Source organism: Streptomyces sp. NPDC058470, from assembly GCF_042721055.1.
GTDB lineage: Bacteria > Actinomycetota > Actinomycetes > Streptomycetales > Streptomycetaceae > Streptomyces.
Genome location: NZ_JBHXMF010000003.1, coordinates 72,149 through 82,960 on the forward strand (window position 1 = coordinate 72,149; position 10,812 = coordinate 82,960).

Sequence of the window (10,812 nt, forward strand, 5' to 3'; positions counted from 1 at the left end):
CGGTTCCCCGGAAGCCGCCCCGGTGTCGCGCCTTCCCGGCGGTCCGTCCGTGCGGTTCCCCGGAAGCCGCCCCGGTGTCGCGCCTTCCCGGCGGTCCGTCCGTGCGGTTCCCCGGAAGCCGCCCCGGTGTCGCGCCTTCCCGGCGGTCCGTCCGTGCGGTTCCCCGGAAGCCGCCCCGGTGTCGCGCCTTCCCGGCGGTCCGTCCGTGCGGGGTGTCGCGCCCCTGTCGGCCGTACGTCGTCTGCGTCGCCCCGGCGGCCCCGTCGGGGCTGACTCCGCCCTCCCGCCCGGCCCGTCGGCCCTGGCCCTCCGCTCCCGCCGGGGCCCGCCGGCCTTGACCGTTCTCCCTCCGCCGGGGCCCGGTCGGCCTTGACCCTCCGCCCCCGTCGGGCGGCGTCACGCGGAGGCCGCTGCCGCCTCCTCGGCCGAGAGCTGCGGCCGGACGGTCGCGGCCTTCAGCATGGCCGAGGTGGTGGTCGGATCGGCCGGGCGTCGGGTATGCCAGTCGGTGACCGCCTGATACGCGGCCGCCACCTCCAACAGCCGGTCCTCCTCGTACGGTTGGCCGCCGAGAATCGCGCCGATGGGCACGCCGGCCGTGTCGAAGCCGATGGGGAAGCCGATTTCGGGCAGCCCCAGGATGTCGAACGGCACCGGACCGGTCTGCAGGAGAACATCGCAGCGGTCCATGAGCCCGTCGAGGACCTCCCGCAGCAGATGGTTCTTGGCGCGCTGAGCGGTGATCCACTCGTCGCCCGAGAGCATCAGCCCCTGGAGCCAACTCAGCAGCGACACACCGAACTTGGCCGGGTTCGCGCGCAGCCAGTGCCGGAACGGCTCGCTGCGCTCGGCGAGCCGGGCCGCGTTGAAGGTGCCGGTCAGCAGGTCCCAGTCAGTGGGATACGTGATGTCGACGAGCGTGACACCCGAGAGGGAGTCGAGCTTGTCGAGGAAGGCCCCGCGCAAGGTCTTCTGCGCGCTCAGGAAGTCGGCCGGCACACCGATCCGGGTCGCGCGGCGCAGCCGTACCGCACCGCCGCGTGAGACGACGGGCGTCGCGGACCGGATCAGATCGGGCACGTCCGGCAGCCCCAACGTGCGCGGGTCCTGGGCGTCCGGACCGGCCATGACCTGGAGCATCAGCGCCGCGTCCATGGCGTCGCGCGCGAGCGGCCCGGAGTGGTCGCGGGTGAAGGAGAGCGGAATGATGCCATGGATGGACACCCGGCCCATGGTGGGTTTGAGGCCGGTCAGGTTCTGCTGGTTGGACGGCAGCACGATGGAGCCGCCGGTCTGCGTGCCGATCGACGAGGACGCGAGTCGCCCGGCCACCGAGCAGGCGGGCCCGGTCGAGGAGCCGCCCGGGTCGACACTCGGGTTCTCGGGCGTCCAGGCGTTGACCGTCGTCACCGTCCCGTTCGGCAGCGTCGCCCGGGTCGTGGCGAGCGGCCCCATCTGCCCCTTGCCCAGGACGATCCCGCCTGCCGCCTTCAGCCGGGCGACCGCCGTGGCGTCCTCGTCCGGCACGAAGTCCTCGAAGATGTACGAGTTGCAGCGCGTCGGCACGCCCTTGGTGAAGTAGTTGTCCTTGATGCACAGGGGGATCCCGCGCAGCACGCCGCCCGTCCCGGCCTGCCCCCGGTCCGCCTTCCGCGCCGCCGCGAGGGCCGCGTCGCCGGTCACCTCGGCGTATGCCTGATACGTGGAGTCGTATCGCTGGATCCGCTCCAGGTACGCCTCGGTCAGCGTCGCTGACGTCAGCTTTCCGCGCCGCATGAGGACGACGGCCTCGGCGAGGGTCGCCTCGGAGGGGTCCTGCTGGGCGGCCTTGCGTACGTCGATGTCGGGGACGCGGGGAGCGCCGGCGGCTGCGCCTGCGGGAGTTGCGCTTGCGGGAGTGGCGCTCTGGAGGGCGAGTCCGCTCGCCGCCGCCGCCGAACCCGCCAGGAAGACACGTCTGTTGAGGGCGCGGCTCATCGGTCGCCCGCCTTACCGGTCCAGGCCTCGGTGATGGACGGGTAGAGGAGGGGTGGCGAGGCCTGTTGCGCGTACGCGGGGCTGTCCGCCGGCGGGGTCCACCCGGAGATCGCGCCCGGCGTGGACGCCACGAACGACTTCAGCGAGGCGAGTGCCTGGGCCTGCGTGGGCACCCCCGTGTCGGCGTCGAAGACCTCGGGCAGCAGGGAGAGATCGAAACCCGCCAGTGCGAGGCGGGTCCGTACGTAGGTGTCCAGTTGTTCGGCGGTGGGCTCGCTCAAGGTGTCTCCGTGGTCCGTGGTCCGCTCTGAATCGCTGACGAGTACACGGACTTCACCACCCGCCCGTGAAGCCTCCATTGAGCCCGTGCTTCACAGGAGTTACGCCAACCTCAGTGCCCTCTCAGCTCCCCACTGTTCCCTCAGCTCCTTGAACGTCCCTTCAGCCCCTTCAGCCCCTCAGCGCCCTCTCAGCCCCCCAGCGCCTCGTGAATCCCGGTGATACCTTCGGGCCCCACCCGGCAGCACCCCCCGATGAGCCGCGCCCCACCTCGGCGCCATCCCTCGACCTGCTCGGCGGTGAACCTGGACCGCCCACTCCACGCCCGCGCGTCCGCGTCCCACTCCTCGCCACTGTTCGGATAGACGACGACCGGCTTCCCGGTCACCCGCGCGGCTGTCTCGACCGCCGCGTCCACGTCCTGTGGGGCGCAGCAGTTCACGCCGACCGCGATGACCTCGTCGGCGTCGGCGGCCAGGGCGAAGGCCTCCGCCAGGGGCTGCCCGGCCCGCGTCCGGTCGCCGGCGACGCTGTACGACAGCCACGCCGGTACGCCGAGCCCGCGCACCGCCCGTAGCAGTGCCCGCGCCTCGTCCGCGTCCGGCACGGTCTCCAGGGCCAGTACGTCGGGCGCGGCGGCGGCCAGGACCTCCAGGCGCGGCCGGTGGAACCGCTCCAGCTCCGTGACGCTCAGCCCGTACCGCCCCCGGTACTCCGAACCGTCCGCGAGCATCGCCCCGTACGGCCCGACCGACGCGGCCACCCACAGCGGCCGTGTGACGCCCTTCAGGTGCGCGCGACGGGCGGCCTCGCGCGCCAACTCGACGCTGCGGCAGAGGAGTTCGGCCGCCTGTTCGCGCGGGAGCCCGCGCTTGGCGAAGCCCTCGAAGGTGGCCTGGTAGCTGGACGTGATCGCCACGTCGGCGCCCGCCTCGAAGTAGGCGAGGTGCGCCTCGACGATCGCCTCGGGCCGCTCCGCCAGCAGCCGCGCCGACCACAGCTCGTCGCTCAGGTCGTGACCGGCCGATTCGAGCTGGTTGGACATGCCGCCGTCGAGGACGACCGTGCCGGTGGAGAGGGCGTCGGCGAGGGTGCCGGTGGTGTCGCTGGTCATGTCATGACGCTAGTCGAAGCGGACGGAGACGCCTCCGGACGTCCCTCCCGACGTCCCTCCCGACGTCCCTCCGGACGTCCCTCCGGACGGGACGTTCAGCAAGCGGATATTTCGCCCACAATATGGGATGCGGGGCGGAGGGCCGCTGCCTAGCCTTGGGGCATGCTGCGAGACGTGTTCGACGAGGACCCCGAGCTCTACGACCGCGCCCGCCCCGCCTACCCGCCTCCGCTGGTCGAGGCGTTGATCACCGCCGCAGGCCTGACCCCGGAAAGCCGCGTCCTGGAGGTGGGCCCCGGGACCGGGCAGCTCACCGTCCCGCTGGCCCGGCTGGGCTGCCGGATCACGGCGGTGGAGCTGGGACCCACGGTCGCCGCGGTCACCCGGCGCAACCTGCGGCCCTTCCCGAACGCCCGCGTCGAGGTCTCGGCCTTCGAGGCGTGGCCCCTCCCGGAGGAGCCCTTCGACCTGGTGGTCTGCGCGACCGCCTTCCACTGGATCGACCCGGCGGTCCGGGTGCCCAAGGCGGCAGCCGCCCTCGCCCCGGGCGGCACCCTCGCCCTCGTCACCACCGAGCACGTGGCCGGTGGGAGCTGGGACCAGGACTTCTGTGATCTGGTCCAAGGCTGCTACGAACGCTGGGACCCCACCACTCCGACCGGCCTGCGTATGCCGGACGAGTCCGCGCTGACCCCCGACACCGGCGAACTTGACCGCTCCGACCACCTGGACGCGGTGGAGGTCCGGCGCTTCGCCCAGGAGATCACGTACTCGGCCCCCGAGTACCGCGACCTGCTGTGCACTTTCTCCAACCACCGTGCCCTGGACCCCACCGCGCTGAGCGGCCTGCTGGACTGCGTCACGGACCTGATCGACAACCGCAACGGGGGCAGCGTCACGAAGCGCACCCTGCACGAACTCATCACGGCGAGACGCGCGGCCTGAGCGGCCGCTGTGCCGACGTAGCCGAGACGTGGTGACTAGAACGCGCCGACGACCTTGAAGTCCTGGTCGACGAACACGTGGTGCGGCCAGTTGACGCCGATGTAATGGACCTCGTACTCGCCGTTGCTCAGCTGCACCACACGGTCGACGACTCCACCCGGGTAGGCGGCCAGTGCGGCTTCGGTGGCCTTGTCCGCGGTCGATCCGCTGACGATGGTCCCCTCGCCCTCGGTGTAGTTCGACGGGATCTGACCGTCCTGCTTCGCCTCGGAGGACGCACCCTGCTGGAAGGGGACCACCCCTGCGGCCGTGGAAGCCGCGGCTCCGCCGTCGCCGTTCGGCTGGACGGTGACCTGGGAGGCCGTGATGGTCGTTCCGTCGGCCGTCCCGAGTACGAGGATGCTGGCGCCCGTCTTGACGGCACTTGCCGTGGTCGAGCTCGTCCCGTTCAGGTACGTCGTGGAGGACGCCTCGTTGACGGTCACCTTCTCGCCCGTGGCCGTGGTCAGGGTGAAGCCCGACGAGGTCACGCCGGTGACGGTGCCGAGGGCTCCTCCTTCGGCCGGTCCGGAGCGGGCGTTGGTTCCTCCGCCGCCCGCGGCGGGACCGCCGGCCGGTGGAGCGCTCGCGACGCTGCTGCCGGAGCTGACGGGCTCTGACGTGGTTGCCGAGGGCGACGTGGCGAGGGCGACGGAAAGGCCGACCACCGCACACACGAGCGCGGTGGCGACGGTCCATGCGGTCTTCCTGGTCGTCAGCACGCGCCGTGCCTTAGCCAGGCGGGCTTCCTTGGGCTGTGCCGGCGGCTGTACCGGCGGCGGGCTCGGAACGGGGCTGGTGGGGACGGGTTCGTTGGGGTTTCGCGGCTCGTGATCGCTCATGACGGCGCTCCTCTGGATAACGGTCCTGACTACAGAGTGCGAACCATTCATGTGAGATACATGTAGGTAGTCTGAGATGTTCCTGTGACCAGAGGGGCCGGGCGTCCCGGCCAACCGCCCGGGACGCCCGTACCACTGTCATTGCTGCTGTTGCCGTTACGGTCGCCGTGACGCCTCGAACGCCGTGTCCCGAGCCACCTTCTCCCAGGCGGCGATCTCCACCCGCTGTGCGTCGATGTGGGCGACCACCGCGTCCAGACCGTCGCTGCCGAGGGGCAGCCGCAGCGGGGTGGGCTCGGCGGCGAGAGCGGTCAGGACCGCCGCCGCGGCCTTCGCCGGATCGCCGGACTGGGAACCGTCGGACGTGGCGACCATCCGACGGGTGGCGCCGACCGTGTCCGTGTAGTCGGCGATCTCTTCGCTGGCGGTCGCGTTGTCGAACAGGCTGGTGCGGAACGCGCCCGGCTCCACGATCAGGACCTTGATGCCGAGCGGCCCCGCCTCGTGCGCCAGAGCCTCGGAGAAGCCCTCAAGGGCGAACTTCGTGCCGCTGTAGGCCGAGAATCCCGCGAACGACATCTGTCCGCCCATGCTGCTCAGCTGCACGATCGCTCCCGAGCGCCGCTCCCGCATGTGCGGAAGCACGGCCCGCACCAGTGCGACCGGGCCGAAGAAGTGAAGCTCGAACAGCTCGCGCAGCTCGGCGTCCGTGGTCTCCTCGGCGGCGCCTACATGGGTCCGGCCCGCGTTGTTGACCAGCACGTCGATCCTGCCGTGCCGCTCCACCACGTCGGCCACGACGGAGGTGATCCCCGCCGGGTCCGTGACGTCGAGGGTGAGTGCCTCGACCTGTTCGGGGTGGGCCGCCACCAGGTCGGCCAGCGCCTCCGGCCTGCGGGCCGTGGCCACCACGAGATCTCCGGCGGCGACGGCCGCCTCGGTGAACGCCCGCCCGAAACCGCTGTTGGCGCCGGTGACCAGCCATACCTTGGCCATGTCCAACTCCCTTGTGGATTAGCTGCTTTCGAAGCCGCCAGGGCTTCGATACGTCGAGTCTCGCCGCAAGCCCGCTCGCCCGTCCAAGACCCATCGTGATGGCCAATGGCTATGACCGTGACCGTGACCGTGGCCATGGCCATGGCCACGGCCACGGCCACGGACGTCCATAGGTGGGACCTGCGCCACGAGCCCGGCGGACGGTTCGGTGGACGCGGCGTTCGGGCGGCCGCCCATGCCGGACACGGAGCGTTACGGGTGGTTGGTGGTGGCCGAGGAGCCGCCCCCCCACGAGCCGGTTCGCTCCGGTGTACGGCCACCCGACCTCTTCGGAGAAATTCTGAATTCCCGCGTACAGAAATCCTGAAGTGCTTTCCAGGAACTTCCCTTGTAACGGTCAAGAGTAATTCAACGACCTTCTCCGAAGAGGCAATCCAAACCTAGCCTAAGACCTCTTGTGCGTTGAATGTATCTGTTCAATGCGTCTGTTCAATACGTCTGTTCATGTATGAGAGGCCCATGAGAAATGGTGACCGTCGACAGTGCTCTTCCGAAGGCCACGAGGGGCCCCAGCGGCCTGCGGCGGGACGTCAGTCTGATCGGACTGATGTGGGCCTCGGTCGGATCCATCATCGGCTCCGGCTGGCTCTACGGTGCGGAGAAGGCCGTGGTGATGGCCGGTCCCGCGGCCATCATCTCCTGGCTGATCGGCGCGATCGCCATCGTGCTGCTCGCGCTGGTGCACGCCGAGCTCGGAGGCATGTTCCCGGTGGCGGGCGGCACCGCACGCTACCCCCACTACGCGTTCGGCGGCCTGGCCGGCATGTCCTTCGGCTGGTTCGCCTGGCTGCAGGCGGCGACCGTGGCGCCGATCGAGGTCGAGGCCATGATCGGGTACGCGGGGCACTGGCAGTTCGCGCAGGGGTTCCAGCACTCCGACGGCACCCTGACAACGAGCGGTTTCTTCGTCGCCGTCTTTCTGATGGCCGTGTTCGTCGTGGTCAACTTCCTCGGCATACGCATCCTTGCGCACACCAACAGCGCGGCCACCTGGTGGAAGGTGGCCATCCCGCTGGCCACGATCTTCATCATCGCGCTCACCAACTTCCACCCGGGCAACTTCACCTCGGAGGGCTTCGCCCCGTACGGCGCCAAGGGCGTACTGAGCGCCATCAGCACCAGCGGAATCATCTTCGCCCTGCTGGGCTTCGAACAGGCGATCCAGCTCGCGGGGGAGAGCCGCAACCCGAAGCGTGACCTGCCACGCGCGACCCTCGGCTCGGTCGCCATCGGCTCGGTCATCTACGTCCTCCTCCAGGTCGTGTACATCGCCGCTCTGCCGCACACCTCCTTCGCCCACGGCTGGTCCGGGCTCGACTACCCGGGCATCAGCGGCCCCTGGGCGGGTCTGGCGACGCTGGTGGGTCTCGGCTGGCTGAGCGTCGTGCTGTACCTCGACGCCGTGGTCTCCCCGGGCGGCACCGGCCTGATCTACACCACCGCCACCTCGCGCCTGTCCTTCGGCCTGTCCAGGAACGGCTACGCCCCGAAGGTGTTCGAGAAGACCGACGCCCGTGGCGTGCCGTGGTTCGGTCTGATCCTCTCCTTCGTGACCGGCGTGGTCTGCTTCCTGCCCTTCCCCAGTTGGCAGCAGCTGGTCGGCTTCATCACCTCGGCGAGCGTCCTGATGTACGCGGGTGCGCCGCTGGCCTACGGTGTCTTCGCCGACAAACTGCCGCACCACGACCGTCCCTACCGGCTGCCCGGCGGCAAGGTGCTCTCCCCGCTGTCCTTCGTGGTGGCCAACCTCATCATCTACTGGGCCCGTTGGGACACCCTCTGGCGGCTGGGTGTGGCGATCATCCTCGGCTACGTCCTGCTCGGCGGCTACGCCCTCTACGCCACGCGGAAGGGCCTGCCCGACGCGCCCAGGATGAACTTCAGGGCCGCCCAGTGGCTGCCGGCCTACCTGATCGGCATGGGCCTGATCTCCTGGCAGGGCGGCTTCGGCGGCGAGGGCCACATCGGCCTCTGGTGGGACGTCGTGGTCATCGCCGCCTTCTCCCTGGGCATCTACTACTGGGCACGGGCCACCGCGCCGCGCTCCGAGGAGATCGAGCGGAGCATCGGAGAGGTCGCGGTCACCGAGGCACCCGCGCACTGAGCCGGACCAGCCCTCACCAGCTGAGCAACGGCCTCTTGCCCGTCGCCCGTTGGTCCGAGCCCTGTCAGCGGCTCATCCACTCGCGCGGCCGAGTGCGGGGAAGCGCATCGCGCCATCGGGCGGTCGACGAGGGGCTAAAGATGGTCTTCGTCTCCGGGCAGGTCTCCTGGGATGCGGACGGTGTGTCACGGTCGGCGAAGGCGATCTCGTCGCCCAGGTCGAGCGGAGTTACCTCAACCCGACAGGACGCGAAACCACGGATCCGTCCCGTGGCACCCGCTTACCTCGCCATGGCGGCAGTGGACGCGCGGTACATGACCGGGCGTCAGGTCCGCAGTTCGAGCCCATCGATGGACGTCCCCGCACCGAGACAGACACTCTGCGCGCGCCTGGTCCGCAACGAACTAGTCGCCCGGCATCTGGTGCCGGAGGCGTTGTAAGGGTGAGATGGGCTCCTGGGGCGTCCCGACCGGAACCGGGGCGCTCCAGGTTTCCGTCGCCGCTCCGCCACGCCACGGAGCCCGGCCGGTACCCCCTGAGGACCGCCGACCCTGAACGCCCTGAGCCACTCCTCCTTCCTCTTCATCCTTCCTCTTCTTCTCCTTCTCCGCCGGACTGAGCGAGCGCCTGGTCCAGGCGCTCAGCACGCGCACCGACGTGGTTGTCGCCCATTACCTGGGCGCAGGCCGTGGTGGACGGCTTGGGCATGTCCACGGAGGGCCGAGTCCGAGCAATTGTCGTGCCCACGGTTCGGCCGGGACCGAAGTGTTGCGCCTCTAGCGTCTCGGTATGAGCGAATTCCCGTTGGAGAGCAAAGAGAGCCCGGAGTACCTGGCCGAAGGAGTCGTTGCCATGGTGGACCACGTCCTTGGACTGGCGGCCACCTGGACCGTGTGGGACGGCGAGCCCACTCATGTCGACGACCGTGTCTACACCCCGCACAAAGCCATCCGCCGGGTCGCCGACCATCTTGTCGACCACCTGGCCGAGTTGGAGGCCCGTCTCGTCGGTGAGCAGCCGCAGCCCGACCACTGGCATGCGTCGGCGAGCACGACGGAGGCGGACCTCGTGCCGTTCACGCAGGAGGACCTGGAGGAGGCTCGCAGCCGGCTCACTCGCCTTGCCCGGATCTGGGCGAACCGGATCTCGGCGATGACGGAGGAACAGCTCGACGACTCACCGGGTGAGGGCTGGAGCTTCCGTGAACTGGCCGTGCATCTCAGGGGATCCACGTACTACGCGGATTCCGTCGGCACGCTCGCATGACCCCATCTTCTGGCCGAGGCAGCGGATGCCGGACCCGACCGGACCGGGCACAGGATGTCGGGTCCGGCAGGGTGGGTCCTTCCTAACGTGGTGATCGCAAGGGAAGGAGGCCGGGGTGCTGGAGCGGCTGAACCAGGCCATGGAGCACATCGAGGACCACCTTGATCAGCGGATCGAGGTGTCCGAGCTGGCGCGGATCGCGGTGACGTCGGAGTACCACTTCCGACGGCTGTTCTCGGCGCTGGCGGGGCTTCCGCTGTCGGAGTACATCCGGCGCAGGCGGCTGACCGTCGCGGGTGCCGAGGTGCTGGCCGGGAAGCGGACGCTGTTGGAGATCGCGGTGCGGTACGGCTACTCCTCGGGCGAGGCGTTCGCGCGGGCGTTCCGCGCCATGCACGGCGTCGGTCCCGGCGAGGTCAGGCGGCTTGGCGCGAGCCTGCAGTCCCAGCCACGGATGTCCTTCCGCCTCATCGTCGAAGGGAGTAGCAGCATGCGGTACCGGGTTGTGGAGAAAGACGAGTTCCGTGTGGTCGGGCGGAAGGCGCGGGTCCCCCTCGTACACGAGGGGATGAACCCGGGCATCGCCGCTTTCATCCGGGGGCTCGGCCAGGAGACGATCCGGCGCATCGAGGCTCTGTCCGATCAGGATCCGGAGGGGCTCATCTCGGTGAGCGACAATCTGGACGACAGCCGTGCCGAGGGGACCGAACTCGACTACTACCACGGCGTGGTGACCGGGGCCCAGGTGCCCGACGACATGGACGCCCTCTCCGTCTCGGCCGGCGCCTGGGCCGTCTTCGAGAGCTCCGGGCCGTTTCCACAGACGCTCCAGTACCTGTGGCGGGACGTGTTCACCCAGTGGTTCCCCTCCAACCCCTACCAGAGCCGGCCGGGCCCCGAGATCCTGCGGACCCGGCTGTCGCAGGACGGGACACAGGCCGACGCGGAGTTGTGGATTCCCGTGGAGCGGACGGCCGTATGAGCGAATGGAGCGGACGGCCGTATGAGCGAATGGAGCGGACGGCGGTGTGAGCGAAGGAGCGGACGGCGGTCCGAGCGGAAGACGGCGTGCGGCGGTAGCGCGGTCCGAGCGGAAGACGGCGTGCGGCGGTAGCGCGGTCTGAGCGGAAGACGGCGTGCGGCGGTAGCGCGGTCTGAGCGGAAAGCGGCGCGCGGCGGTTCTGAACCGC

At 69.9% G+C, this 10,812-nt stretch carries 9 protein-coding genes; 4 read left to right on the forward strand and 5 right to left on the reverse strand.

What is annotated here, in order from left to right:
- Positions 1-396: 396 nt before the first annotated feature.
- The 3 genes from ACFWP7_RS02975 to mmuM all read right to left on the reverse strand — a co-directional run bounded on the left by ACFWP7_RS02975 (position 397) and on the right by mmuM (position 3,370).
- Positions 397-1,977: an amidase gene (locus ACFWP7_RS02975; protein ID WP_384375035.1), complete on the reverse strand. Its 1,581-nt coding sequence runs from the start codon at positions 1,975-1,977 to the stop codon at positions 397-399.
- The gene (locus ACFWP7_RS02980; protein WP_384375038.1) at positions 1,974-2,258 is read right to left on the reverse strand and encodes a hypothetical protein; all 285 of its coding nucleotides are present in this window, start codon (positions 2,256-2,258) and stop codon (positions 1,974-1,976) included. Before ACFWP7_RS02980 ends, ACFWP7_RS02975 begins: the two co-directional genes overlap by 4 nt.
- A gap of 188 nt (positions 2,259-2,446) precedes the next feature.
- Positions 2,447-3,370: a homocysteine S-methyltransferase gene (gene mmuM, locus ACFWP7_RS02985; RefSeq protein ID WP_384375041.1), complete on the reverse strand. Its 924-nt coding sequence runs from the start codon at positions 3,368-3,370 to the stop codon at positions 2,447-2,449.
- A gap of 162 nt (positions 3,371-3,532) precedes the next feature.
- Between mmuM and ACFWP7_RS02990 the strand changes: the two genes are divergently transcribed.
- Entirely contained in the window at positions 3,533-4,315 is a 783-nt protein-coding gene (locus ACFWP7_RS02990; protein WP_384375044.1) for a class I SAM-dependent methyltransferase, read from the forward strand.
- Between the two features lie 35 nt (positions 4,316-4,350).
- On the opposite strand, the gene ACFWP7_RS02995 is transcribed toward ACFWP7_RS02990, so the two are convergent.
- A complete protein-coding gene (locus ACFWP7_RS02995; protein WP_384375047.1) occupies positions 4,351-5,196 on the reverse strand; it encodes a hypothetical protein in 846 nt (281 codons plus the stop codon).
- Positions 5,197-5,352: 156 nt separating this feature from the next.
- Positions 5,353-6,192, reverse strand: a complete 840-nt coding sequence (locus ACFWP7_RS03000) for an oxidoreductase (RefSeq protein ID WP_384375050.1) — start codon at positions 6,190-6,192, stop codon at positions 5,353-5,355.
- Positions 6,193-6,718: 526 nt separating this feature from the next.
- Here ACFWP7_RS03000 and ACFWP7_RS03005 point away from each other — a divergent pair.
- The 3 genes from ACFWP7_RS03005 to ACFWP7_RS03015 all read left to right on the forward strand — a co-directional run bounded on the left by ACFWP7_RS03005 (position 6,719) and on the right by ACFWP7_RS03015 (position 10,604).
- A complete protein-coding gene (locus tag ACFWP7_RS03005; RefSeq protein ID WP_384375053.1) occupies positions 6,719-8,356 on the forward strand; it encodes an APC family permease in 1,638 nt (545 codons plus the stop codon).
- 789 nt (positions 8,357-9,145) lie between these two features.
- Positions 9,146-9,622 (forward strand): hypothetical protein, encoded by a 477-nt coding sequence (locus ACFWP7_RS03010; protein ID WP_384375056.1) that lies wholly within the window; start codon positions 9,146-9,148, stop codon positions 9,620-9,622.
- A gap of 115 nt (positions 9,623-9,737) precedes the next feature.
- On the forward strand, positions 9,738-10,604 hold the full coding sequence (locus ACFWP7_RS03015; protein WP_384375059.1) for a GyrI-like domain-containing protein: 867 nt from the start codon (positions 9,738-9,740) through the stop codon (positions 10,602-10,604).
- Positions 10,605-10,812: the final 208 nt, after the last annotated feature.